A 26,726-nucleotide genomic window follows, 5' to 3' on the forward strand; every position below is an offset into this window, starting at 1 on the left:
CTGTAGAAATATGGGAATGGAGTTGGAAGCGGGGAAATGGGGAGAAGGAAGTGGGGAGGGACTTATATTATGAAAAGGTGAAATAATACAGGATGCCGCATATTATACTGACCAGGATTGTTTTCAGCATGTCCCATTTCAGGATGAAATAAACAAATGCAGCAATAAGTCCAATCACCAATGAAGGAATGTTAATTGTAGCCCACTCAGGTATCATCCACCTAATCCCCAGGGAATGGCTTTCGTTTACTTCTCCAAAAAGTGTATGGATAGCGAACCACACGCCAAGGTTGAGCACGACTCCTACAACAGCAGCCGTAATTCCGGACAAGGCAGTAGTGACGTTTTTATTGCCTCTTAAATACTCAATATAGGGAGCTCCGGTAAATATAAACAGGAAGCAAGGCACAAAAGTAGTCCAGGTTACCAGTAAGGAAGCTAAGATTCCGGCCAGAAGTGGATCCATCGTACCAGATAAACGATAAGCTCCCATAAACCCGACAAATTGCACAACCTGAATGAGCGGCCCGGGGGTGGATTCTGCCATGCCCAATCCGTCAAGCATTTCCCCACTTTTGAGCCAGCCGTAATCCTCCACAGCTTTCTGGGCTATATAAGCCAACACTGCATAGGCACCACCAAAGGTGACCACAGCCGTTTTGCTGAAAAACAGGCCTTCCGAAAAGAAAATATTTTCTGTTCCTATCCACAGGGCGATCAGTACTAACGGCAGTGCCCATAAGGTTATGAACAGCAAAACTGTTTTGACTGTTTTCTTTATTGAAGGCTTAACGGGCTGAATATAACTGTCAATGAAATAATTATTATCCTGATCCGATTTGGCCTCATGTCCTTTTATTACATGAAATTTTTCTTCCCAAATTCTGCCACCAATAAAACCGGTCAGCCCTGCCACAATAATGATGTAAGGAAAATCCACCTCGAAGAAAAATATGGCCACAAATGCCAGTGCAGCCATTATTATCATCACTTCATTTTTTAGCGCCCTTTTACCTATTTTGATGACCGCACCAATAACGATGGCCAGCACTGCTGGCTTTATACCAAAAAATATGGCTTCAACGATTCCTACGTCCCTGTAGGCTGCATAAAGAATACTCAGGATCAGAATGGAGATGAATCCCGGCAGGATAAACAGTACTCCGGCAACCAATCCTCCTTTGGTCTTGTGCAATAGCCAACCGATGTAAGTGGCCAGTTGTTGTGCTTCAGGGCCCGGCAACAACATGCAATAATTCAATGCATGTAAGAAACGGTTCTCGCTGATCCATTTTTTTTCTTCTACCAATATTTTGTGCATCACGGCAATTTGACCGGCCGGGCCTCCAAAACTGTAGATGGCAACTTTAACCCACACTTTTAGGGCTTCTTTATAGGAGACCTGTTTATCGATCATATATTATCTATATATGCTGAATATACTGGTGGTAACAGAGGAGAGGTCATGTGGTCTTAGTTCTATATTCCAACAAAAGTTATCCGTGTAATTTTTTAGCTGTTACAAACCGTTCTGCCACATTGTCCCAATTGATAATTTCCAATACAGTGTCGACAAATTCTGCCCTCTTGTTTTTGTATTTCAGGTAATAAGCATGTTCCCATACATCAATGACCAACAGGGGAACCACACCCCACTGCGTGAGCTTCTGGTGGTTTTCGCATTGCAGTAAAGTGAGGGATTGTGAGTAGGGCTGATAGCCCAATATTCCCCAGCCACTCCCTTCTACAGATTTGGAAATTTTGGAGATGTATGCTTTCAGGTTATCAAAAGAGCCAAAGTCTTTCTCTATCTGTTTCAGTAATTCCGCTTTGGGCTGTGTTTTTTTATTGGTCAGGTTAGACCAGAATATGGAATGCAGGACATGACTTGAAAAATGATAGGCCAGCTTACGAGTCCACATATCTACTTGATCCATCTCGCCTGATTGAAGGTGTTTTTTGATGTTTTCCAAGTCTTTATTCGCCCCTTTTACTGCTCCTCCATGATGAAATTCATAATGCAGGTGCAGGGTTTCTTCATCCATGTGTGGTTCTAAGAATGTCTTGTTATATGGAAGCGATTTTTGGATGAAATTACCATTGCTGTCCACCAGTTTATCCATGCCATTTTCTGTTACATTCTGTGAAAAAACGTTGTTGATGGGAAGGATGCTCGCTCCACCCAATATTGCCGAATTCCTGAGAAAATCCTTTCTGTTCATCATTGAAGTCATTTTATTTTAGATAATACACGTATTTATAAAGGTAAAGTAAATCATCAAATCTGTAGAAATTTGGGAAGATCGTCTGGTTACCCGAAATCCACCTCAAAAATGTGCAACCCTTTTTCTTCACGGTAATGAAGCTCCCAGCCGCTTGTTTCGGCAATCTTCCGGGCAATGGCCAACCCTAGTCCCCAGGTATCGGGATTACCGGATTGCTTGTAGAAACGGCTGAATAATTTGTCTTTCTCTAATACTCTCCCTTTTCCTTGCTTTTCATCCCCTGTGTTGGCAATCACGAGCTTTCTCTCTTTTGTTTGAATGTTCACCGTGCCATTTTCCCTGTTATGCAGAAATGCATTTTTAAGCAGGTTCTGTACCAGTATCTCGGCAAGCATCGTATTACCTTGCACAATCAAGTTATCTTGTGGTTCCGTTTTCACCGATATATTCAGGGCAGCTTTCTGTTCTTCATAATATTCCATTGATCGGCTGATTATTGTGTTTATATCAACCTGTTCTGAAAGGAGAAACTGCCGGTTTTCAATTTTAGATAAGAGCAGCAGGGTTTTGTTCAATTTTTTTAAGCGCTGTGTGGAGCCGATAATGCCTTCCACAATTTCCGCCTGCTCTTGTGTGAGTTCTGCCTGTCCGATAAGCCCTTCCAACCTTGACTGGATAACAGACAGGGGTGTTTGCATTTCATGGGAAGCATTTTCGATAAATTGCTTCTGGCTTTCAAATACTTCCTTGTTTTTTCGGGTCAGCTCATTCACAGCTTCATTCAGCATCCGGAACTCATCAATATGTGTAGGTGGCAGTGCAGGAAATTCTTGTTTATCAAATCGAAAGAGCCGGAGTTTTTCGAGTATTTCGAAAAACGGGCCCCATATTTTCCGGGAGATAACGCGCTGGGATACATAAAAAGAAAGCAACAGGCCCAGGAACAAAGATCCCAGCGTGATAGCAATGGTTCCGATCATTTCAGCCGCTTCCAGGTGAGGTTTTATGATTTCCAGCCGGTAATGTTTGCCATGTAGCTTCACAAAAGTGTTTAGCATGCGGTATTCATCGAACTCGTCATCAACAGGCTCATAAATGAGGGTATCGGTATAACTTTCGTATCTTTCCTGAAAAGCAGCTTCTTCAACAAGATAAAAAGTGAAATCGTCCAGCGGATTGTCCTCTTTAAACGGTGCTTCAGGGTTTTGTTCAAGGTAAGCCAGCAGGTTGGCTTTGCGGTTGTACAACACTTCATCTACATTTTGAAGTACGTTCCAGCTTAGCACCAGGTAAAACAATATGGAAAAAATCCCAAACAGGATCAGGAAATAAAGCGATTGAATGCGGGAGGTGTAGGTAAGCAGCTTCATAATGCCTGGATTTGATAACCTACCCCATAGATGTTGTTGATTTCTACCTGCGCCCCGGCATCTTTCAGCTTTCTTTTGAGGTTCCTGATCTGAGAAAACAGAAAATCAAAACTTTGGGCCTCATCCACATAATCGCCCCAAATATATTCCGCCAGCGATACTTTGGAGATCACCCGCTTATGGTTATTTATCAGGTGTGTAAGAATAGCATACTCTTTTTTTGTAAATGAAATAAGATTTTCAAGGTCGTTTACCCCGACCAGGTACTGGTCAGGTTCAATAACCAGGTTAGCAAAGCGGACAAGTTTGTTGGTTTTAAATTGTTTTCTGCGGATGATGGCTTTTATCCGGGCATTGAGTTCGGAAAAGTAAAACGGCTTGGTGAGGTAGTCATCAGCCCCAAGTCCCAGGCCCTTTAATTTGTCATCCAGCGAATTGCGTGCTGAAAGAATGATCACCCCGTCAGTTTTGCCTTCTTTATAAAGTCTTTCCAAAAGGTCAAATCCGCTGCCATCAGGAAGATTAATGTCCAGGACGATGCAGTCATAATTATAGAGACCGATGCGTTCCATACCTTCCCGGAAATTGCTTGCGGTATCGTAAAGAAAACCTTCATCATCAGCAAATTCCTCAAGGCTTTTCAGCAATTGCGGCTCGTCTTCTACGATGAGTAATTTCATAAATACAAAATACGGGGTTAATTCTGTAGAAACGTTGGCTTAACTATATCCTTGACAAATTATGGAAATGCGGCATTGGAGGGTCGCATAATGCTTACAGTAATCATCCACGATATTTCCTCTAGGATCGACAATACCATGAAAGCCAATACCTCATTCAAAATCCCGGTCTTTTATGTATTGCATTCATAAAAACCAAAGGTTGTCTTTTCCATAAGGTGGAATATCATCTCCCTTAAAGTGAGGAGCTATTTGAGCTACCATTTCAGGATATTTTATAGTGACCGGAAGATTTTGTTGCCTTATAGACTTCCAATACATTCTACTGAACTGATACACCTGATCTATCAACTCATTGACTGTTTTCATGTCTTTGGTAAGTTCGGGAATGGAGCATTGGATTTTTAGCTTAATGGGGAAGGGAAAGCCATCTGACTTACCCACCGGACTTCCATTGTATCTGGTATTGTTGAATAGCAGGTATCTATCCTTGCCTATTCCAATGAAGGTGCCACTATTTGGCATCAAACCTTTCCACTTTCTATCAAAAGCAACAATGTCTTCCGATTCCGTTTTGTTGATGGTGATAATGAAAACCGGAATTGATAGTCCCAGATCCTCCAATTGTTGCAGGATGGGTTGCATTTCATCTTCATTCATGGTTTTGTAGAAGTGAATAACCAATTTATCCGGGGCAGCATTGACAGTGGCATATTGCTTAACCGCAGCTCCAATTGATCCTGCGAGGATGTCGATTTCATCTTTTAAAAAATACTCAAAGCGATTGAAACGCCCATTATTGGTAAAACTAAAGGCACTTCCAATATATTGAACACCTATATCTACTTGCTTGAATGCTCCAACGCCAACGACTAATTCATTCTTTACCGGTGTATTTAGACGCCAGGGAATACCATCTAATTTAGCCAACATAGCTACAGCAATGTTGGGTAGGCTGTATCTCCAATTGATACCCTGTTCAACCATTTTTTGAGGATCAATGGCTTGAGAAGTGATTCTTCTTTTTAGAAGTACTTCCTTTAACTGATAGTATATTTCTCGTTTAGGCTTTTCTTTTTCGAATTTGCCATAAGGAGTGACATAGATTGCGATGTACTTGATTTCCGGGTCAAAATTTCTTGTGTTCAGAGCCTTTTCAATCTCAGAGATTGGATCTTCCTTGTCTTTAAAGACAACACTAAATCCTTCTGCAGTGTGAAAATACAACCCTACATAGCTCTGCATGCCATTGAATGAATCGAATCCCTTCTCAAAGTGCTCTTTAATTGTGAAGGTGTGCTCCGCATCATCAGCGTGGACTATAAAGAATAAATGAATATTGGGATAGGGACTTTTCTTAAATGGTTTTAATCTTTTGAGCGCATATTTTGGTGTGGTATCTGGCTGATTGTTGCCGAAAAGCAACTGGTTGCTCTCTTCTGACGTGGAGTCAATTCTTGAAGGAACAACGGAAAGAAAACCTGATTTATGTAATGGAATGAGCTTTTTGAATTTGGGCTGGTTCAGATATTTGCAATAGAATCCCTTGATATAGCTTAGATATACCGGATACCGGTTGTCTCTGAGAGGGAGCCCGAACGGAATGCCCAATGCTGCTTCAAGGTCTTTGTTAATAACCGGATAGCAGTTCTCCGGATCAATAAATTCATTTTCCTGACACTTTTCCCATTTGTATAAACTCTTACCGTGTAGGACTCTGTTGAAGCATTTTGGGCTGATTGTCTGAATCAATTCAGCTACACTCTGTTTTGAGATTTTGGATTGACCATCATAGGATAACACCAACTCCGGATAGTCACTAATCAATGAAATTTGAACCTTTAAAGAGAATTTCTCATATACATCATACAAGTCTGTTCCTCCTACACTTGTTTTTAACCATACCTGGTTTTCATTCACAAATCCCGTCCTAACAATTTTCTTGGCAATCTTTCGGAAATAGTAATTGATCTGATGGTTGTAGTATCTCTTAACAAAATCCTGATTCTCATTTTTGAGATCAATGGATAAAGGTTGAAATCCTTCTGCTGGATAACCAAAGGTGGTATGGAGCGTATTTGTGCTATTGCGGACTAATCCGGGGAACAATGACTCGGCTTCATTAGGGAAAAGGCTGAAATAGAGATCCTGGCACCTGTCATTACTTTCGTTTGAAAAATAGAGTGTTACGGGCTCCTTTGGCCAGTCGAATGTGAGTACATTGAAGAATAAGTCCTGATCCATAGCTCTTCGATAGGTTAAAACACCTGAGATAATTTTTTAGCCTTCAACACTTTGTCAATTGAAGTATATCGAGGGGCTTGCGGAGCAAGTCCTTTCTTGTCTTTATCCAGGGGAATAGGGGTTATGGTTTGATCACAAAAAGTCCAACATACCCGGTTTTCGGGAAGCAATTGCACTATTTTAATAATATAGAGCGCAAATGTTTTTGTCCTTTTTTGTAGGTCTGTTTTATTCATCATTTACAAATTATCATTCATAGATTTGAATGGAGTTGGCGTTCTACAAATTTCAATGCTTCTAATGCCTGTGGTTCGTCTTGGATATCGTCCATGATCTTGTCCGCCAGCCATAAGAAAAGCAGTTCATCTTCCTTTACTTTCAAAAAGTCGGCAATCCTGGAAATTTGGTCCCTTTGGGCTTTTCTCTCTCCACGCTCCAACTTACTCACCAGTGCGGTATCCACTTCGATATGGGCCGCCACTTGCCGGAGCAGTAAACCCTTTGTTTCCCGAAGCTCCCTGATCTTATTGCCCAGATAATTCATTGCCGTATTATTGACTTGTCAGAATTTGTCAAATATAAGAAAAGAAAGCGATAGTAAAAGCAAAAAGAAGTGATAAACTGATTTCAGGAATTTGAGGAAATAGAGGAAACTAAGGATTATTTGTCCTTAGGTTGACCAGTGGTGTAAATTTTTAATGGTCTGGTCGAACCTTCGGAAGGAAAGCCCAACGGGCTTATCCTTCCTTGATTTCCTTAGAATCCTGAGATTCCTCAAGTGAGGTGTTTATATAATTGTCGTGTGCCTCACGGTGAATAAGACCTGATTTCACAAAGTGGGCAATGTAGCCTTCTGCTGTCTTTGCCGGAATACTCATTGTGTTGGCTACTTCAAGGTATTTCTGGCGATTGAAGTTGCGGGGTAGGGCATACAGGAACTTCTCTTTCTTATTCATTCGTGTGGGCTTGGGTTCTTCCTGCGGAAGCTCTACAAACACTTTGCTTGAATGCTTGACCAATACCTTCACCATTGAAAGCGCAGCTTGAAAATCCCTTTCCTCACAAATTAGCTTTCGAGAAGTATCGCCCGTTTCCATGATCCGCAAAGCGGAGCATATCATGCAGATGCGGTAGGCAATTAAACCCAATCTCCTAATAGTGGCCATGTAGTCCAAGCCCTGAAGGTTCATGTACTTTTCCTGAATCTGTCCGAAAAACTGATTGAACTGTTCTTGCTGGTCTGCCGTGAGGTAGAACTGCCGGGGCTCATCCTGCATAATGACTTTGTAGAGTTCATAGAACTCATTGCCCAGGGCTTCAAAGTAATCGTCCAGTCCGTTGTCTGTTTGGCTGGCAAATACATTTTTCCATACCGGCCGCACATTCATGAAATAGAAGATGAAACGGCTGAATAGGCCGTTTTCAGCGTTGGGTATCAATGCCGAAACTTGTTTTGGCGTTCCTGAAAGGACAGTAGAAAGACAAGGGCTTTCAATGTCTACAAACTCACGGTCGGTTCTGCGATAGTAGGAAATGGTTTCATGGTGAAAAGCTTTTCTAAAGCCGTCACTGTAGTTTCCGTAATCACTCTTGAAGGCATGTGCTAAGGTATCACCTTCGGTCTCGAAAATCAGCCCTCTGCCATCACTATCACCCAAAAGCTGGTAAGCTCCCGTTGAACTGTTGTTTGCAGGAATGAACAGCATCTTCTCCGGTGGTTTGGCTGGCTTCTCGATACCTTCTTCCTTTCCTTTTTTGGCATTGTATTCGGCCATTTCCAATTCATAGTGTTGCTTATGGAGTTTAGCCTGTTCTCTCAATTCTTTGTGAACCGGATTCACCAACTGGCGGCAATGCACCAAGCGGCCTTTTCCTGCGGATGCTTGGGCTGTAATGAATAGGAACAGATTGGGGAAAACCCGTTTGCCATCATAAATGCCCGATACTTTGGGTAAACATGCACTGATAGCTCCGAGGGAACCGAGGAGTAGAATATCCCTTTCCTCTTTGGAAGTGGCAATCTCCACAACCTTTTGAAGAAATTCAGGAAGTTCAGGAAACATAGAATCGGAAAATGTCGGCATTTCTTCCGGTTCCTGATTTTCCCTCTGCTGTGGATGCTCTTGACTGCCGGTCAGTTTCTCCCTCTTGAAAGTACGCTGATCCTGCCGTTCTGCCCGTGGAGGCGTAATATCAATTCCTGCATCTTTGGTCAGGAAGAAAAAGGTTTTTAGTGAAACGCCATGACCTTTTGATTTCAAGCAATTGTCAAATTGCTTGTCGCACTCCGGAGCGGAATAGTCGGGGTAGAACTGGCTAACTCTATGAAATAGCGGCCGGCCATTCTCTCCAAATTCATCCGCAAAGGTGAAGCCGATATTAACCCAATCGCTGTAAGTGGAGGTAATATCAACCCGGTTAGCTTCAATGCTCTGGATGATGCGTTCTACTTCGTCTATTTGAGAATCTGAATTGAAAGTTGGTTGCTCAGTAACTTTTGGTTGCGGGGTTGGCTGATTAAGCCAATCCTGCGGATTGAATGTCTTTCTTTCCATGTCCTACAAGTATTTAGGATTGATGAATATTTCTGAATCATGCGGAAGGAAACATGCCCTTGAAATGTCCTTTCCGGATTGGTCTATTTCGAGTTGATAGGTGTGGGAAACGTAGTTTGCCACTGCCTTGAAATAGTCCTGGTGTTTTGCTTGCGTCAAGTGGATTGGAATTACCCATTTGAGGCCATCACCTGAAGGGGATATAAACAGTAGCTCTGTTTCAAAGTAATGGTCGTTGAGCAATGCCGCCTTGAGTGAAGGAATGTCTTCAATGTGGTCAAAATCGATTGTGAGCAAACCTGAATGTTTTTGAAGGTTTGCGTCATTGCGTTTGGAGAACGTGCCTGAGAAGGTCACATAATCAAAATTTTGAGCCTTGTACTTTCGGGCTTCCTTCGGGTCGGGAATGTTGCGTAGTGTACTGGTACACGAAGCAAATTCATTCCCTTTGATAAGGCGGTACACCTCAACTAAGGAGGCTTTCCGACTTGGTGTTACGTTGGTAACAGGCTTGGTGAAATAGCTGAAAACTGGCGGAGCCGGTTTGATTATTTCAGGAAGAGCAACCGCAGGTTGCGATTCTGCCTGTCTGTAAAAACCTTGCTGCTTACCGATACGCAAATGCAGTTCCTCATTCAGCTTGTCGAGAAGGGCTTGCCCTTCGAGGCTGAAATGCAATGCTGCAAAATCAAAGACATTGCCTTGTGCAATGACTTCTTCGGAATCGGTGTGCGTAGCGCAACCGTCAACCACTTTTACCAACAATGTAGGCTTGTCCGCATTGAAAGGGTTTTTCGCAGGTTTACAGTCCCTTCCCGAAAGGGAAAGGACTGTTTCACCCGGATAGTACTGTCGCAACACATGGGCATAGATATTCAGGCCGTAGTGCGTTTTGTCGAGAATGGCTTTTCTACTTACCTCCATAGTGCTTTGATTTTGAAGGTGAGTAATTGGATTCCAGCAAGGCTTCTATATCGGAAACCTTGTAGTAGAATTTACCATTGATTCGGCTGTAAGGAAGAACCCCACTATCCCGAAGGGATTGGAGGGTTCTTTTACTGATGTGAAGCGTTTGCATCACTACCTGTCCATCAATCCATTCTTCGCTGAACTGCTCCAAACGTGATTTATGGAAATTGAGGAGATAGGCTTTGACTGTTTTAATGTCTTGAGCGAGGGTCAAGATCATATCCATTAGCTCGTTCATAGCTTCACCCTCCCTTTCTTGATTAGGTAATCCGCTGCCCGTTGGTCTATTTCTTCCTGAGTGGAATTGCGGTTGCGAAGCAACCAGCTTTCCAACTCGCTTCTTTTGAAATAGAGCTTCTTTCCATTGGGCTTGTAGTGCGGAATGCTCCCTGCACTTGTCAACTTGTACAAGTGGGATTGGGAAAGCTCCAGATACTGACAAGCTTCATTGAAGTTTAAAACTTCCTTTGTGTAAATCCCCTGGCTCTCAATTAGGCGTTGGAGATTGTCAAGACGTTCTATTATTTCGTCCATTGTCTTACTTATTGAAGAGTTAGAAATGGACACTTGGCCAAATGTCATCCTTGATTGTCAAGGACATAGCAAAGGTCAGAAGGGGTCTCTGGTAGTCTTGAAAATGGAAATTTCAACCTGTGTAACAGGCTGAAATTCAGATACTTTAGGAGATGAGTGGAAATTTGAAATGGTAAATTGACAGAAAATTACCGCAATTTAACCGAGGGGTAAACTGGTGAGCCAGTACTGAGAGTCTATGTATTCCGCTAATGCTTCTGCATTTTGGCGGTAGTTTCTGAATTGTTTGTCGAGGTTGGTCTGATAGCGGTGGTCAAGGAATTTCCGAATATCAACGTCTTTAATCGCCTTCATTGGTTGAAAAGTGCGTGCATTGAAATATCCCTTCTTTATTAATTGGTGGTAGATGGCCGCAAATTCATTTTTCATTCCGTGCTTATCGGTGAAGTTGTAGTTCTCATCAATGTACCCATTTTGGAAAAGAGATTCTTCGAAGCTTGCAAAGCGAGTAGGCGTTTTAATGATGGTTTCATAGGGAAGAATACCCTTCGCATCATTTCTTACATCACCTGATATTGCCTTGAATAGTTTAGATGGTTGTGGTGCGGGTCGGGGGGCAGAAGGACTGGCAACCTGTATTTGTACCGCTTCGGCAATGTGTGAAGGATTTGGTGCCGTATGGTTGAAGTATGTCAGGTAAATATCATCTTCAGTAAGTGGTTCTTCTTTTAACTGATCAGGAAAGCACTCCTGAACTTCCATGTACAGGCGCACAAGCTGGTGTTTGAGGTAGCAGATAATGAAAGCTTCATCATTGGTGGAGGTGTTGGTTTGCAAGGTGCCAAACTTTGGATCGTATTGTTCAGGGCTGTAGTTCTGTTCCTGGATCACCTGGGCAATCTCCCGAAGCTTTTCATTGAGTGTTCTGGTCAATGCCATGTGAACGTGATACTTCTTGGCGTTGGCATTGATACTTTCATTCACCTGCTTGTGGAGGTGGTTCAGGTATTCAGTAGCTTCTGAATCTATCAGGGCTTGGAAGTATTTCCGCTTGTTGTTGAGTGCCTTGGGAAATGAAACTTCAAACTGGGGCTGTACCTGATAGAATGCTTTTTTAAGGTCGTTTAAATCCTGTTTAAACTTCAATTCCGAAACGCCCGACAATAACCACGGGCGAAGATCGAGAAACAGAATCCTGTTGTATGTTTCTAATGATGCGCTCATAGATTCAGTTTGATTTTGTTGGCGGCTTCCTTCTTCTTATCATCAATGATTTTGGCATAGACCTGGGTTGTTTTCAATTCCCTATGGCCTAAGAGCTTTGAAACCGTATAAATGTCTGTTCCTGCTGTAAGCTGTAATGTGGCGTAAGTATGCCGGGCGCAATGGAAAGTAATTGTTTTGGATATTCCGGCTTTCATCATCCATTGCTGCAATTTCAGGTTATGCCAGGCTGAATATTTCAGCCCTTTGAAAACCCTCTCGTCTTTGTCCTGACGTTCTCCAAGTAATCCAAAGGCTTGTTCTGAAATGGGCAAGGTTTCGGCTCCCTTAGTTTTCTTTTGTCTGAAACGGATATAGTACCCCATATCATTGGAGTGCTGCACTTCAGACCAAAGGAGTTTGTTTATGTCTGACCAGCGAAGCCCGGTAAGGCATGAAAAGATGAAAGCTGTTTTCATCTGCGGAATTTCACATTCTGCGTTTACTGCAGCTTGCAGCTCTTCCAGTGTCAAAAATTCTCTTTCCGGTTCACCTTGCTTGAATGCTTCAACTCCTTCACTCGGATTGGTTGGAATGATACCATCCTTTACGGCTTGCTTGAGTGCTGCCCTGAGTTTATTGAAATAGGAGTACTTGGAGTTTTGGGATAGTTTCTGTTCTCCGTGGGCTATGGCCTTTTTATCAAGGAAGTGTTTGAAGTCCTGGACAAATTGCCTATCCACTTCTGAGAAAGCAATGTCATAAGCGCAAAAGGCTTTCAAATGCTTGAGCATACTTGTCCAGTTCCCATGATTTCCGGGGCTGTCCTGCCTTTGGTTGGCCAGCAATTCAACATAAGCAAGGAAGCTGCCTTTTAGCTTCTCCTGATCCCGAAAGCCATAAACTCCGTTTTGGATTTCAATCTGTCGCTGTGCTCGAATGGTTTCGGCTAATTGCATAGTCTTTTTATTGACCTCTTTTTCCTCCTTTGTTCTGGCTTTCGGGTTGAGGTATAGTTTTAGATACTCTGTCTTTCTCTTGCCCTTATGGTAGTAGTCAAGATATAGGCTGGTTTGTCCGCCCTGGTTGCGTTCTCTTAGTGTTACCTTCATGCTTGAAAAAGTTTTTCGATTGCTGCTCTTTTGATGATAGTACGCCTGCCGATCTTGGCAGCCTGGATATTCCCGTTCTTAATTTGACGGTACAGGGTCATTCTGCTTGCTCCAAGGAGTTTGCAGGTTTCCGCAATGCTGAGGAAATCCTTTTCATTGACTTGCTCTTGGATGAACTCTTGTTTTTGGATTGCAGTAGGGGCTACCTCCTGGAGCTTGGCATCCCTTTGACGTTTTTTGTATGCACGTTTGGCGCAGTTGTCTCCGCAATATTGGGTCACCGTAGTTTTGGCAATAAACTCAGTTCCGCAGTGCTGACAGATTTTGGGTACTCGAATGTTGCTGCTCATGGTGTTTCCTTTTGGTGCTTGTTTCTGTATCAGAGTGTATCCCTTTGTATCGGGATGTATCTCTATGTAACATCAATTCGCCAGTGTTTAAAATATCTGTTGCTAACAACAAGTTTGTTGCTATCAGCAACAGATTAGAAACAAATATAAGTAAAAAATGGAAACTTAGCAACAAATAAAGGAAGTAAAAACCGCCCAAAAGCAAGTAAAAGAAGGGTTTAGTGTATCAATGGAAATGTAATTACTTTCCGATACAAAAATTAGCAAAGATATTCCCTAGCAATTCATCATTGGTGACCTGCCCGGTAATCTCTCCAAAATGGTAAAGCGCTTCGCGAATGTCTATGGCGAGCAGATCCCCGCTAAGACCTGCATCAATACCCATTTGTACTTTCTCGATCTCTTCTAAAGCTTTCAGTAGAGCGTCGTAATGACGGGAGTTGGTTACCAAGGTTTCGTTGTTGCGCAGCGCACCGGTATTTACAAATTGCAGTAATTGTTCCTTAAGCGCTTCAACACCGGTTCCTGTTTTTGCAGAAATAAGCAATACGGCCGATTTGTTGCCTTCGGAAAGAAGTGCGGCAAGTTGCTTATTGATCGATTCTTGCTCAGTTTCCGAAAGGTGATCGATCTTGTTGGCTACCAAGACCAATGGTTTGTCGGGGAAGCGATTGCGTATCTTTTGAATTTCTACCGTAAATAATTCGGCTTGATCTTTAAACTTCTCCGAATTGATGAGGTAAAGTACCACCTGTGCTTGTGCGATCTTTTCAAAGGTTTTTTTGATACCAAGCCCTTCAATAACATCTACGGTCTCTCTGATTCCCGCGGTATCTATAAACCGAAAACCAATACCACCTATCGAGATCTCGTCTTCGATAGTGTCGCGTGTCGTACCGGCAATGTCGCTTACAATTGCACGCTCTTCATTGAGCAAAGCATTCAGCAAAGTAGATTTTCCTACATTGGGTTCGCCCACGATGGCAACTGGAATTCCGTTTTTGATCACATTTCCGGTAGCAAAAGAATCGATAAGCCGTTTGAGAACACGAGTGATCTTAGTGATCAGGTTTTGAAATTCTTCCCGATTGGCAAACTCCACATCTTCTTCGGCAAAGTCGAGTTCGAGCTCGATAAGTGAAGCAAAATTGAGCAATTCCTGACGCAGCTGGGCGATCTCATTAGAAAAGCCGCCACGCATTTGTTGCATTGCGATCTGATGTGCGCCGGCGTTATCGCTGGCGATGAGGTCTGCTACAGCTTCCGCCTGACTCAAATCCATTTTCCCGTTGATGAAGGCGCGTAAAGTGAATTCACCGGCTTTAGCGGCGCGACATCCATTTCTGAATAAAAGCTGAAGAATTTCTTGCTGAATATAAGAACTTCCATGACACGAGATTTCAACCGTAGGTTCGCCGGTATATGAGCGCTTTCCTTTAAAAATGGAAACCAACGCTTCATCAATGATCCGGGAACCGTCCACAATGTTTCCTAAATGAAGCGTGTGTGAGTCTTGGTCGATAAGCTTTTTTCCGCTTTTAGCTTTAAAAAGATCAGAAACGATAGCAAGTGCTTCGGTTCCCGAAACTCTAATTACAGCAATAGCACCTGCTCCCGGAGCAGTAGCCAATGCAGCGATGGTGTCTTGAATTTGCATGCTGCAAAACTACAAAATAAGCCGCTGGCAACCGACCATAAAAAATCCCCGATAAACGAATTCATCGAGGATTTTCAACTAACTAACCAACCAAAAAAATCAAACTATGTCCCACAGTTGTGGGGTTTATTGTTACGACCTGCGGCTATGGTTTCCATAAACCGTAATGCGGTGCTTGTCTTTTGTAGTATTTCCTTTATAAATAGTTCCGGTCTGCTTATAGATGCGACCGCTTCTATCGTAGTGCATTTTTAAGTTTCCGATCCTATCCAAACGCCCTTTTTTATAGGTGACCGCTATGTCGCCAATGCGACCTACACGACCATTGCGATGATAATCAATACCCAGTCGACCTATTTGTGCAACCTGACCGTTACCATGGTATTGCACATAGCCCCTGCGGTAGTTGCGACCGGAATCATATACCGAATTGGGGTTGTAATACACCTGATTTACACGTCTACCATTAAGGCTGACCGATGCAGGTGGAAGGTTATAATCTAAAGTCCCGTCAGGGTAAATCAAAAACTCAACACCTTGTGTTATAAAAACGACAGGTTGCAAATAGAAAGCAGGAGATTCTGCTTTTGTGTGTAAACCAATGCTGTTTACTTCTGAAGCCTGTGCAGTAGTCGTGATCACAAAGCTTGCTGCTAAAAAGAATAACGTGCGTTTCATAACATTCATTTTAATAGACCGAACTTGAAGTTCTAATCTGTGTTCGTTAGGTATAATCCAAACTGCGTGCCAAAATCAAAAAAGACGTATTGATAGTATCTGAATAGTATTGAATTATGCTTTCAATGTGTTGTATATCAATAGTTTTTGATGAGTTTGTTTTAAATGAAAAAAGCGCGAAGAATATCCTCGCGCTTTAAATTTTTCATAAGTTTAATCAACTTTAGAGCTTGTCTTTAAGGTATTGTGCAGTATACGATTGTTTGTTTTTTACTATTTCTTCAGGAGTTCCGGCGGCGATAAGATGTCCCCCGTTTTCTCCACCTTCTAAACCAAGATCGATCACGTGATCTGCGCATTTGATCAGATCGAGATTATGCTCTACCACCAAAATAGAATGCCCCTTCTTGATCAATGCCTGAAAGGATGCCAATAACTTTTGAATATCGTGAAAGTGCAAGCCTGTGGTAGGTTCGTCAAAAATGAACAGGTTTTTCTCCTTAGTTGTTCCTTTTACTAAAAACGAAGCTAGTTTGATACGCTGTGCCTCACCGCCGGAAAGCGTAGAAGAACTCTGCCCAAGTGTGACATAGCCTAATCCTACGTCTTGTAAAGGTTTAAGCTTGCGGGTGATTTTATCCTGCTTGTGTTCTTTAAAAAAGGCGATGGCATCATCGATGGTCATATTAAGAATGTCATCGATATTTTTGTCTTCAAAAGTAACCTCGAGGACTTCTTTCTTAAAACGCTTGCCCTTACACACCTCGCATTCCAGATGCACATCGGCCATGAATTGCATTTCAATAGTGACTTCACCTTCTCCCTTACAGTGCTCACAGCGCCCACCGTCTACATTAAAAGAGAAATGCTTGGTCTTAAAGTTCCTGATCTTGCTCAGTTTTTGATCGGCATACAACGACCGGATGTCGTCATAGGCTTTGATATAGGTTACCGGGTTAGAACGTGAGGAACGACCAATAGGATTTTGATCAACAAACTCGATATGGTTGATGTTGTCAAAATTTCCTTCGATACCAGTCATTTGTCCCACTTTCTCTCCATAGCCGCCGGTTTCTTTCAGTAGGGCAGGATAGAGGAGCTTTTTCACTAAGGTACTTTTTCCACTTCCCGAGACACCGGTTACTGCGACAAAAACGCCTAGCGGAAAACGTACATCTATATTTTTTAAGTTGTTTTCCCGGGCTCCTTTTACGTCAATATAATACTTAGAGGTACGACGCTTTTCAGGGACCTTGATTTCTAATTCACCGTTCAGGTATTTTGCCGTGAGCGAATCACTTTTAAGAATTTCATCGTAGGTTCCCACAGCGACTACATCACCGCCAAAGGTTCCGGCTTCCGGACCAATATCGATGATCTCATCAGCGGCTTTCATGATGTCTTCGTCATGCTCCACGACAATTACCGTGTTGCCTAAATCCCGAAGATTTTGCAGTACTTCTATCAGTCGCTCGGTATCTTTGGGGTGTAAGCCAATACTGGGTTCGTCTAAAATATACATCGAACCTACCAGACTGCTTCCTAATGAGGTGGCAAGGTTGATGCGTTGCGATTCTCCACCAGAAAGTGTATTGGACTTTCGGTTTAAGGTGAGGTAATTCAAACCAACCTTAGCGAGGAATTCCAATCGACTTTCGATCTCAGTAAGTAAACGCTTCGCGATTTTGGTATCGTGTTCGCTCAGTTCTAGATCTTTAAAGAAGTCGGCAACTTTATTTAATGGAAGTTCCACAAGGTCGGTTAGCGTAGTGCCGCCGATCTTGACATAATTAGCTTCTTTACGCAGACGCTTACCACCACAGGTTTTACAACGCGTTTTTCCGCGGTAGCGTGAAAGCATCACCCGATTTTGGATCTTATAGGCTTTAGATTCTAAAAATTCAAAGAATTGATTAATGCCTTCAAAATATTGGTTTCCATTCCAAAGCAAATCCTTTTGTGCAGCACTTAATTCGAAATAAGGTTTGTGTATTGGAAAATCGAATTTATAGGCGTTGTTGACCAGTTGATCCCGATAGTAACTCATACTTTCCCCGCGCCAAGGAAATACAGCATTCTCATAAACGGAAAGCGCTGTGTTTGGAATAACCAGATCTTCGTCAATACCAATAACATCCCCATAACCTTCACACGTAGGACACGCCCCATACGGATTATTAAAGCTGAACAAATGCACGTTGGGTTCTAGAAAGCTCATCCCGTCTAACTCAAAACTGTTGCTGAAATGACGTTGTTTACCGGTGGTTAGATCTTCAATAAAAGCTTCACCTTTGCCTTCAAAAAAGGCGGTTTGCACAGCATCGGCAAGACGGTTGTAAAAGTCCTCGTCGTCTTTTTTAATGATGCGATCTACAACCAGAAAGAGCTTGTCTGTTTTTTTGATCGCATCAGCTTCATCAATACGTACCACCGTATCGTTTACCTTTATACGCGCATAACCTTGCTGCTGAAGAATATTGAGTTTTTCTTCGATCTTTCTTCCTTCTTCAACCAAAAAAGGCGCGAGCAGTAGGAGTTTGCTGCGATCTTCAAACGCCTTTACATAATTTACCACGTCGGTAACCGTATCCTTTTTTACTTCGTCTCCAGAAATAGGAGAGTAGGTCTTACCAATACGGGCATAAAGCAATTTGAGGTAATCGTAGATTTCGGTGGAAGTTCCTACCGTAGAACGCGGATTGGTACTGTTTACCTTTTGCTCGATCGCTATTGCAGGAGCAATACCTTTTATATAATCTACTTTGGGTTTGTTGAGCCTCCCTAAAAACTGCCGGGCATACGACGATAAGCTTTCTACATAACGTCGTTGTCCTTCAGCATAAAGGGTGTCAAAAGCCAGGCTTGATTTTCCCGAACCCGATAAACCGGTAATGACTACCAGTTTATTGCGCGGAATGATAGTATTAATATTCTTCAGATTGTGCAGTTTGGCCCCTTTGATGATGATATTTTCCTTAGGGTCTGCTTTAGCAACGTCGATGATCATAGCAATAAGTATAGGTGTGCAAAGATAATTTATAGGATTGATACGCGCTCAAAGATTTGCCCAACGTCCTGTTAATGTTAAAATTGTACAGGGGTATTTGTTTATTTGGAATGAAAGTTGTTATATTTGATTTGTATTAACATTAACATAACGCCTATATCCTAAAATTACTTTTTTAAAATTTCGACCGGTCCCCGGGGATCAACTTTAACCTACAAAAGTAATTTTATGGATGAAATCTTAACAACTGACGCTACTCTGGTAAGCAGCTACATTAAAGGCGACGAGGCTGCTCTTTCTATACTCATCTCGAGACATCAACAACGCATTTATAGCTTTATTTATTCTAAAGTCTATGACCGCGATGTAACCGAAGATATTTTTCAGGATACCTTTATTAAAGTAATTCGCACCTTAAAGCGTGGTGGCTACAACGAAGAAGGTAAGTTTTTACCTTGGGTGATGCGGATTTCGCACAACTTGGTAATCGATCATTTCCGAAAAAATAAACGTATGCCCAAATTTGACAATACGGGGGACTTCAATATTTTTTCGGTTTTAGGTGATCCTGATTTGAATGCTGAAAAGCGCATCATTAAAGATCAGGTAGAGGAGGATGTACGTAAACTTATTGAAGAATTACCCGAAGATCAGCGCGACGTATTGGTGATGCGGGTGTATAAGGATATGAGTTTTAAAGAAATAGCAGAGCGTACCGATGTGAGCATCAATACTGCTTTAGGCCGTATGCGCTATGCATTGATCAATCTGCGTAAGGTGATCGAAAAAAACAATATAGTTTTAACAAATTGAGATAGACTAAATCCAAAAAGTGTGCGTTATAAAGGGACTATTAACCAAACGACATTTAATGGAAAACATTTACTCAAAAAAAGCGAATACGCTTGACAACGATCTAAAACCATCTAAAGAGACGGTAGACCGTATCTTAAATTATTCTAAGGCTTTAAGTGTTATGAATACTAAATCGGGGAAGTTTGATAACATCCTCAATTAAACTGGAAAGACCCGCTCAACAGCGGGTCTTTTTTTAATTTAGTATTTAGAACTTACTACCAACGAGTAAGTATTTCTTTTACTTCTGGAGTCTCTGCTCTTAATTCAAATTGCGTTCTTAGATTATTTTCTAGGAGAGCAAATCGTTCAGATTTTTCAGGTATTTCTATCTGTTTAAAAGAATCGGAAAAGGCTTGAATACTCAATTTTCCTACTCTTAAATTCTGAAAAATATTGGAAATGAAGGTGTTCATTTCGGCTTCGCCAATTTCATTTTCCAGAATATTAAATTGTTCAGGAGAGATCAATAGCGCATTAAGCTCATTGTGGTTGCTGGCAAGCCTGTTTTCGGTATTGGCGGTTTTACTCTCAATAAACGAATTGAGGGTATTATATTGATTGGTACTGTACTTTTTGAGATAGCGCAATTTTACATATTTGGCTAGCGATTGCAGCAACATACGATCAAGCTGGGTTTCTGGTTTAAAAGCACCAGAAAGATAGTAGTAAGCTTCACCCTCACCAATCGCATCATCGATTTTTGCTACATCTACATTTTGAGAGGTATTGATGATGGTATTATATGAAGCTTCATTGCCATAAACCGGCGAACTTACCTGTGCATATACTACTTTGCTATCAGAAGTTACCCGAGTGATGTCTTGAAGAAAACCTCTAGTTTTTTCAAAAGTAGCTTCAAGCGCCGGGATTTTGTCTTGCGGCACATTGATATAATTGGCATATTTTCCTGGAGTATACTTTAGATTACCTGCCAATAAAATCATGTCGCCTTCAACCTGATCATTTATAAATGTCGTTCCGCTGGGTTGTGGTTTCCCCTTACCTAAATAGATGCTTTCACAATCGGTACAGTTTGCAGTGATAGCATAGGTATAATTAAACGGATTCATATAATCTGAAACATTACTCGACTTGTTTACGATTTCAGGATACCACTTGTCTGCATTGGTCGCTCGTAACACTCCGTTGGAATAAACCAACTGACCTTTGTAGCGTCTCGCACTTTTAGGCTTGTCAAAGTTTTTGAACTTGCCTTCAGTTTCTATAGTGAGCGTAGATTCAGGTGTAATAACGACCTCACAACCTACAAGTACCGTATAGATCAAACAGTCGTTGCAGTTTTGCGGTACTTTGCTTGATGCGATGCGGTTTCCGTTAAGTTCGATAGATTTTACCTTGATATATTCGTTTAACCGAAACGATAAGGTCTGTGTATCTACGGGCAAGTTGCTCAGCGTATACGTGGCATCTATAGTTTCATCCTCGAGTGAGATATTCACCGTTCCATCGAGGTGGCTCAGCTTTTGAGCAAAACTCAAATTCACAAGTAAAAGACAAAGTATAAGGGCCTTAATATTCATAGCTAACGTATTCTTTAGATCAAATATAGGTAGCCTGAATTAATCCGTTGAGAAATAACCGATTCTGTGTTTTTAAACGAGCTGAACGGTCGTTGGTCTAAATTGTAAGATTAGGTTTGGTTTTGAGGGAGCTTTTTAAAGACAAACGCAACAGAAGTGCCAGAAATTTAGAACTTAGTACAAGGATATTGTAGGAAGAACATAAGGGAAATGAGCCTTTTAAGCAGCTTTACTAAAAAGCGTTGGTTAATTTTAATAAAACTTTAACATTTCTTATAATTAAGCTTTGATGTAGACAAGACAGGCTCTTCCTGAGTTTAAGCGTACGCTTTTGCGCGTGTAGGCTGCACCTTCATAGGCATCGGTGATCAAAAGTTCCGCTGAAGTTATTTCGTAGCAAAATCCACCAATGCTATCGTTTGGATTCCCCGTATATTCGGCAATAAAATAGGTGTTTTGTTCCAGACTGTTTTCAGGCAGGTTGATAGTACTCAAAATATAACTGCTCAGGCTGTCTTGATGTCCGCTTAAGGTTCTGCCATACAATTCCTGCTGGATCTGCCGGTCCTGTAGCGTTCCGTAGGAAAAAATAAATACTGAAGTTTCTGCTGAAGAACCCATAAGCTTTAGCGTTTCAGTGTAAAATGTCCGGAATGTGTTGAAATACTCCCGTCGTTGCGTGTGAGTTTTACTTTGTACCAGTATTCATCTGATGGCAATGGTTGATCTCGCGTGCTTCCATCCCAGCTTGCATCGAACGTGTGAAGCGTTTTCAACAATTTCCCAAATCGGTTAAAAATCTCAATGCGCACCTGTGTATACAACGAAGCATCCAATCCTAGACTTCCCCAGCGATCGTGATATCCGTCATTATTAGGGGTGAAGTATTCAGGGAATCCTAATACTGCAACCTCTATACTGCTTATACCACAACCGTTTTTATCACGGATAAATAAAGTATGAAAACCGGGGCGCACGTCATCAAAAACCGGAGCATCCTGATAAAAGCCTATCGCATCGCCCAAAGCATATTCATAAGCACCTACGCCTAATAATGAAGGGTCGAGAACCCGAATTTGGTTTCTTCCGTTCTCTTGTATAACTTCAATATTGTCACCGGTGATGGTCGCAGCTTCTGAAGCGATAACTTCAATAGTTTTTACTGCAGATGCACAACCATACGAAGTAAACGCCTGTACGCTATACATCCCGGGTTGGTTGACGGTAATTTGAGGTGTGATGCCAACAACAGTGCCTGCCGCATCCTGCCACACATAATCATAAACATCTTGAGCGTTGCTCGTTTCTAAGGTAAACGATGATGCATTACTGCAAAACTTTCCTTCATTTAATACGTCAAATTGAGGAACGGGTTCAACCACAAGGCGCAAATGCGGACCAACACCAAAACAAGATCCGGAATCGGCATCATCTACACGAACAAACAGGATTTGCTCGTCGGCAGTTTCGTTACGGTAGCTGTTTTGTGACAGGATTTCATTTTGTTGTAAAAGTGCATCAGTCTCATTACGAAAATAAGACACTGATAAATTTTGTCCTGCCGGAAATTGATTCAGCATAGCAGAAGATGCCTGTGTGAGATCAAAAGTGGCCATTCCATCCGCTACTTCATCTGCATCACACGTAGTAAGTGTATAACTGAAGCTGTCTGGGAACGAGGTTGTAGATACTTGCAGGTTCACTTCGGTTACGTGAAAACAGCCGGAAGCATTAGAAGCGTAGGCATAAATCGTATTTCCGGAGGCATTGTTATAAACACCAGCTAAAACATTGGATCCAGAATTGGTGTCGGCATCAAAACGGGTACTGTAAAACACAACATCTACGGCGGTATTGGTTGTAAGTTGTGGGATGATGCTATTCAAATTAAAATCGGTAAAGCCGTCTGGAGTGCCGTCTTCATCACAGTTTGAAAAAGTGATCTGGCCCGGTGTATTCACTTCAGGGAGTACTTCGGCAACTACAGTTCTGCGTATTCCCGTACTACACCCGGGAGCTTCTCCTGCCAGATAGAAATTAGTTGTAGTACTAATCGAAGGATTGAAGTTGGCTCCGGTATGCACAAGATTTCCGCCGGTAGGCGCATCATACCAGTTTAAGATTCCCGTGGTTGTAGTGGCAGTTAGGTTTACCGTACCAGCCCCACATCGGGAATCACCAGTGGCGGTCGTCACCGGAATACGAACAGTGGTTGAGGCTGCAATTTGTAATTCGGGATCGCCCGGCATACCACCATATTCTACAATATACCCTTTCGCCTGAAAGGCTGGACTTGTTTCTCCGGTGGTTCGTAAATCATTCCAGGAGCCTTCAATACCGATTCCCGGAGCGGTGATGTGCGCATAGTCTTCACCGCCATTTGTATTATTCGGTTCGCCAGAATTCCAATAGGCAAAAGTAGTGGTGGTACCACCCGGTCCGCCACGCCAGAATTCTACACCGCCAGCCAATCCTTCGGGACCGGTGACCCATTTCCAGACGCCTTCCTCAGCTTCATCTGTACCGCCTATCCAACCCGCACCCTGCGTTTGTTCTCCACAAAGCACAGCTTCGTCTAGCGAAGTGATTGTCGCCAAATAGCCTTGCAGACCATAATAGGTACGTGCCTGAGCATCGGCGCGCGCATCCTGCCAGGTGATGAGATTATCGGCTACATATTCATAATAATGACCGGAAGAAGGGAGGTAGTTGGCCTCGCCAATCGTAATAGAAAATTCTCGGGCGCCACTTACATTTGCTTGGCTGTTGCTATAGGTGACCGCTTTTACGGCATTGATAATTTCGCTGGTAGTAATTCCAGAAGAAAAGCTCATAGTGAGTTTTCCTGCGGAAGCATCAAATGCTGAAGTAATATTGGGAAAGCTGGCGTTGAGCTCAAGAAGATCGGTCCCTTGCTCGTAGCCTGAAGAGATCTGAACGTATAAAGCATTTATTACGGTGCCACCGTTGTTCACTAGATCAAAATCGGTAACAATAGGAATACGAGATTGCGGACAATAAATCTGATCACCCGAGGCGGTTAATTCTGGATTTTGGGCGAAAAGCGTCCAAGTGAAAAATGCAAAGCAGCATAAAATTTTCAAATGCTTAGGGAGCTGGATCATAGTTTAATTCTCAAATTGTATTGCTTGGTAGGATCCGGCATCACTGCGCTCTGGGCGCGCTACACCTAAAAGGTCAACAGGGACCTGAGTGCTTCCGGTGGTATTACCTAAAGTTTGTGCGGCAGAACCTTCACCGATTCGGTAGTCGTTGCGCGCGATGTTTCTGAAATCAGGGATGGAATTCAATAGAACATCCTGATAAAGACTTTCATTTTCAAAAGCATAGTTAGGCCTTCCTTCAAAATCTCCAAAAGTATCTTCAAAACGGATCAAGGTATTCTGAAATTGAAACTGGAAGGCGGCCGAAGCTACCGAAGTAAGCCCGAGTTCCCTGGAGGCGCTTCCATAGATGATGCAATTGATAAACGTTGCGGTTTCAAGATCTGCGACAAAAAGTTCGTCTTCGGTCTCTAAAAAGTTATCGATCTGAACTGCTGGCGTATTGCGAAAACTTTGATCCCAATAATTGGCAAAGGTACTATGCGTAAAGGAATAATTTCCACCTTGCCGAAGCCAAAGGTTGGAAATCCCCGAATTACCAACCACAAGATTTTCACCCGCGACTGCTGCATTTACAGCATACAAACCCACAGCCGAGCTGTTGTAGATCTGAACATTTTTAAGCTCCAGATTGCGATCGGTATTTCCTGAATGACCATCGGCCAGAATGCCGATTTGACTGTTCTTTATTGTGGTATGTTGAAGCAATCCTGTACTTCCCGGCGTAAACCAAATCGTATTCCATTGCCCGGGAACGTTGCCGTATTCCGGCTCCAGGCGATCGCCTTCAAAGATGATTTCTTGTTCAAGTGCTTGCTGATCTTCACTTAAAAGGCCGTGGGCTTGCAGATGGGCTTCATTGGCTACGATAATCCCGCTGTTTTCATGAAAATGTAAGCGGGCTCCGGCCTCAATTTGCATGGTTTTTCCTGAAGGCACACCGGCATAACCGTAGATCACATAAGGTTTTTCATTAGTAAATCGCAGTTGCTCCTCTTTGAGTAAAAAGCCCTCCACGCTGATGGGATTGCCGGAAGCATCTGTACCGATTTCTAGAGTTTCTTTTATGCCCGAAGCATTCCTTGAAGGAAATAGAAAAATAGCATCTTGAACCAAAGTAACCAAAGCTACTTCTTGGGTATTTCCGGAGGATTCAAACTGCAATTGATCGGTGTAGAGTAGTGCATTTTGATCTTGGTCGAGATCTATTGTAGCTTCAATAAAGATAAAAATGCTATCCTTTGCGCGAATTTCAACGTTTTCAAAAGTTTTTCCGGCGAGACCGTCAACATTAAGCCGATATTTGGAGTTTTCGCCTTGCGCAAGTCCTACACGCGGAATGGAGATCAAATCATTAGACCTATTGAACACTTTAAGACTGTAGGTGCTGCTGCCAATAGTAGAAAAAACAGTGTCTAAATAAACGGTGTCCCTAGAGAATTCAAGGTTTCCGGAGCTTAGTCGCGGCTCAAAATCTTCTCTGCACGAACTTAGCAAAACGATGCTAAGAAGAGCAGGAATCAAGCGCAGACTAAGGAGGAACGTGTTTTTCAAGGATTATTTCTTAACGAGTTGTATTTCAAAAAGCTTATCCCAATGCTTGCCGGTAACATAGAGTTTATTGGTTTCCGGATTGAAAGCAATACCGTTAAGCACTTCGTTATCTTTATCTTGAATCGAGTTGATTTCTTTTTTAAGCGGTCTTAGATCTACAACGCCTTCGATCGCACCGGTTTCAGGGTTGATGATAGAAATGCTGTCAAACTGATAACTGTTGGCATAGATCTTTCCGTTAACCCATTCAAGTTCATTATATTTTGAGCGTAATTTTTTAGAGTCTACTACTTGAATGTAATCTTGTTCTGCGAGCGTTTCCGGGTCGAGAAGCCAAATTTTTTCAGTACCGTCAGACTTATAGACCACACTGCCGTCGTTACACAAACCCCAACCTTCTTTGCTTCTTCCATAATTGAAGGTTTTGGTTTTTTCTAAGCTGTTTACATCATAAATAAAGCCCACATTTTCACGCCAGGTCAATTGAATGATCTTATCATTTACGACGGTAAGCCCTTCTGCAAAGTATTTTTTATCGAGATCGATACGTTCTAAAATGGCTCCGGTTTCTAATTCGGTTTTGAGTAGGCCAGATTCGCCATACTCGCCAACACTTTCATATAAAATCCCGTCGTGAAATTCTAATCCCTGCGTGTAGGAAGTCGTATTGTGCGGGTACGTGTTGATGATCTCATAGGAGTAAAGCGTGGGTGTGTTGGCAGCAACAAAGAGGAGTTGGGTGTCAATGATTGCCTGTTTTCCTTCAGCAAAAATAGCGGCGCTAAGTTTTTTCTCTCCAAGTTTCTCGACTTCAAAGTCGGTGGTTAAAGCCGTAAGATCTGTTTTAGAACCTAAAATCTTTCCGTCCAGTTTATAAATGACCGAATCGATAGCAACATCGCCTTTAGGTTGTAGGGTGACGGTAACTGTTTCACCATTTTTGAGGCTCTTTTCAGGTTTGTCAAGGGTTAATTTGAAGCTTTTGCTTAAATCTTTTCCGTTGCCGCATGACAAGACAGTAAGACTTAAAATTAAGACTACGAGAAGGTTATAGCTGCGCATGA

At 42.3% G+C, this 26,726-nt stretch carries 23 protein-coding genes; 2 read left to right on the forward strand and 21 right to left on the reverse strand.

Features of this window, described 5'->3' with window-relative positions; translation table 11 throughout:
• Nucleotides 1-67: 67 nt before the first annotated feature.
• The 16 genes from chrA to uvrA all read right to left on the reverse strand — a co-directional run bounded on the left by chrA (nucleotide 68) and on the right by uvrA (nucleotide 18,584).
• Nucleotides 68-1,417 carry a chromate efflux transporter gene (chrA, locus tag WA338_RS09335; RefSeq protein ID WP_272987528.1) on the reverse strand — a complete coding sequence of 450 codons (1,350 nt, stop codon included), beginning with the start codon at nucleotides 1,415-1,417 and terminating at the stop codon, nucleotides 68-70.
• Between the two features lie 79 nt (nucleotides 1,418-1,496).
• Nucleotides 1,497-2,225, reverse strand: coding sequence for a superoxide dismutase (locus WA338_RS09340; RefSeq protein WP_226334942.1), 729 nt, complete (start codon nucleotides 2,223-2,225; stop codon nucleotides 1,497-1,499).
• 86 nt (nucleotides 2,226-2,311) lie between these two features.
• Nucleotides 2,312-3,595 carry a sensor histidine kinase gene (porY, locus tag WA338_RS09345; protein WP_272987532.1) on the reverse strand — a complete coding sequence of 428 codons (1,284 nt, stop codon included), beginning with the start codon at nucleotides 3,593-3,595 and terminating at the stop codon, nucleotides 2,312-2,314.
• A complete protein-coding gene (locus tag WA338_RS09350) occupies nucleotides 3,592-4,275 on the reverse strand; it encodes a response regulator transcription factor (RefSeq protein ID WP_149393309.1) in 684 nt (227 codons plus the stop codon). Before WA338_RS09350 ends, porY begins: the two co-directional genes overlap by 4 nt.
• 186 nt (nucleotides 4,276-4,461) lie before the next feature.
• A complete protein-coding gene (locus tag WA338_RS09355) occupies nucleotides 4,462-6,519 on the reverse strand; it encodes a Piwi domain-containing protein (protein WP_149393308.1) in 2,058 nt (685 codons plus the stop codon).
• Between the two features lie 253 nt (nucleotides 6,520-6,772).
• Nucleotides 6,773-7,063 carry a helix-turn-helix domain-containing protein gene (locus tag WA338_RS09360; protein ID WP_149393306.1) on the reverse strand — a complete coding sequence of 97 codons (291 nt, stop codon included), beginning with the start codon at nucleotides 7,061-7,063 and terminating at the stop codon, nucleotides 6,773-6,775.
• 193 nt (nucleotides 7,064-7,256) lie between these two features.
• Nucleotides 7,257-9,074, reverse strand: coding sequence for a DUF3987 domain-containing protein (locus WA338_RS09365; RefSeq protein ID WP_149393305.1), 1,818 nt, complete (start codon nucleotides 9,072-9,074; stop codon nucleotides 7,257-7,259).
• Nucleotides 9,075-9,077: 3 nt separating this feature from the next.
• Nucleotides 9,078-9,998: a BT4734/BF3469 family protein gene (locus WA338_RS09370; RefSeq protein WP_149393304.1), complete on the reverse strand. Its 921-nt coding sequence runs from the start codon at nucleotides 9,996-9,998 to the stop codon at nucleotides 9,078-9,080.
• Complete coding sequence (locus WA338_RS09375) at nucleotides 9,985-10,281, reverse strand: helix-turn-helix domain-containing protein (protein ID WP_149393303.1); 297 nt, start codon at nucleotides 10,279-10,281, stop codon at nucleotides 9,985-9,987. The genes WA338_RS09370 and WA338_RS09375 overlap by 14 nt, the downstream gene beginning before the upstream one ends.
• A complete protein-coding gene (locus tag WA338_RS09380) occupies nucleotides 10,278-10,625 on the reverse strand; it encodes a helix-turn-helix domain-containing protein (protein WP_336093176.1) in 348 nt (115 codons plus the stop codon). The genes WA338_RS09375 and WA338_RS09380 overlap by 4 nt, the downstream gene beginning before the upstream one ends.
• Before the next feature lie 150 nt (nucleotides 10,626-10,775).
• Complete coding sequence (locus tag WA338_RS09385; protein WP_272987538.1) at nucleotides 10,776-11,801, reverse strand: DUF6617 family protein; 1,026 nt, start codon at nucleotides 11,799-11,801, stop codon at nucleotides 10,776-10,778.
• Nucleotides 11,798-12,892, reverse strand: a complete 1,095-nt coding sequence (locus WA338_RS09390) for a site-specific integrase (RefSeq protein WP_149393300.1) — start codon at nucleotides 12,890-12,892, stop codon at nucleotides 11,798-11,800. The genes WA338_RS09385 and WA338_RS09390 overlap by 4 nt, the downstream gene beginning before the upstream one ends.
• Entirely contained in the window at nucleotides 12,889-13,242 is a 354-nt protein-coding gene (locus tag WA338_RS09395) for a helix-turn-helix domain-containing protein (protein WP_149393299.1), read from the reverse strand. The genes WA338_RS09390 and WA338_RS09395 overlap by 4 nt, the downstream gene beginning before the upstream one ends.
• A gap of 241 nt (nucleotides 13,243-13,483) precedes the next feature.
• On the reverse strand, nucleotides 13,484-14,899 hold the full coding sequence (gene mnmE, locus WA338_RS09400; protein WP_336093181.1) for a tRNA uridine-5-carboxymethylaminomethyl(34) synthesis GTPase MnmE: 1,416 nt from the start codon (nucleotides 14,897-14,899) through the stop codon (nucleotides 13,484-13,486).
• Nucleotides 14,900-15,031: 132 nt separating this feature from the next.
• Nucleotides 15,032-15,577, reverse strand: a complete 546-nt coding sequence (locus WA338_RS09405; RefSeq protein ID WP_336093183.1) for a hypothetical protein — start codon at nucleotides 15,575-15,577, stop codon at nucleotides 15,032-15,034.
• Between the two features lie 223 nt (nucleotides 15,578-15,800).
• Entirely contained in the window at nucleotides 15,801-18,584 is a 2,784-nt protein-coding gene (gene uvrA / locus WA338_RS09410) for an excinuclease ABC subunit UvrA (RefSeq protein ID WP_336093185.1), read from the reverse strand.
• A gap of 228 nt (nucleotides 18,585-18,812) precedes the next feature.
• Between uvrA and WA338_RS09415 the strand changes: the two genes are divergently transcribed.
• Both WA338_RS09415 and WA338_RS09420 read left to right on the forward strand, forming a co-directional pair.
• Entirely contained in the window at nucleotides 18,813-19,397 is a 585-nt protein-coding gene (locus tag WA338_RS09415) for an RNA polymerase sigma factor (RefSeq protein WP_272987547.1), read from the forward strand.
• Between the two features lie 58 nt (nucleotides 19,398-19,455).
• Nucleotides 19,456-19,602: a hypothetical protein gene (locus WA338_RS09420; protein WP_009779585.1), complete on the forward strand. Its 147-nt coding sequence runs from the start codon at nucleotides 19,456-19,458 to the stop codon at nucleotides 19,600-19,602.
• Between the two features lie 55 nt (nucleotides 19,603-19,657).
• Here WA338_RS09420 and WA338_RS09425 read toward each other — a convergent pair whose 3' ends face one another.
• From WA338_RS09425 to WA338_RS09445, 5 genes are all read right to left on the reverse strand, one after another.
• Nucleotides 19,658-20,983: a hypothetical protein gene (locus WA338_RS09425; protein ID WP_336093189.1), complete on the reverse strand. Its 1,326-nt coding sequence runs from the start codon at nucleotides 20,981-20,983 to the stop codon at nucleotides 19,658-19,660.
• Nucleotides 20,984-21,262: 279 nt separating this feature from the next.
• On the reverse strand, nucleotides 21,263-21,604 hold the full coding sequence (locus WA338_RS09430; RefSeq protein ID WP_009779587.1) for a gamma-glutamylcyclotransferase family protein: 342 nt from the start codon (nucleotides 21,602-21,604) through the stop codon (nucleotides 21,263-21,265).
• Between the two features lie 5 nt (nucleotides 21,605-21,609).
• A complete protein-coding gene (locus WA338_RS09435) occupies nucleotides 21,610-24,108 on the reverse strand; it encodes a T9SS type B sorting domain-containing protein (RefSeq protein ID WP_336093192.1) in 2,499 nt (832 codons plus the stop codon).
• A 3-nt stretch (nucleotides 24,109-24,111) separates the two neighbouring features.
• A complete protein-coding gene (locus tag WA338_RS09440) occupies nucleotides 24,112-25,662 on the reverse strand; it encodes a hypothetical protein (protein ID WP_336093194.1) in 1,551 nt (516 codons plus the stop codon).
• Between the two features lie 3 nt (nucleotides 25,663-25,665).
• The gene (locus WA338_RS09445; RefSeq protein ID WP_336093196.1) at nucleotides 25,666-26,724 is read right to left on the reverse strand and encodes a glutaminyl-peptide cyclotransferase; all 1,059 of its coding nucleotides are present in this window, start codon (nucleotides 26,722-26,724) and stop codon (nucleotides 25,666-25,668) included.
• Nucleotides 26,725-26,726 lie beyond the last annotated feature (2 nt).

The organism is Leeuwenhoekiella sp. CH_XMU1409-2, from assembly GCF_037029365.1.
Lineage (GTDB): Bacteria > Bacteroidota > Bacteroidia > Flavobacteriales > Flavobacteriaceae > Leeuwenhoekiella > Leeuwenhoekiella blandensis.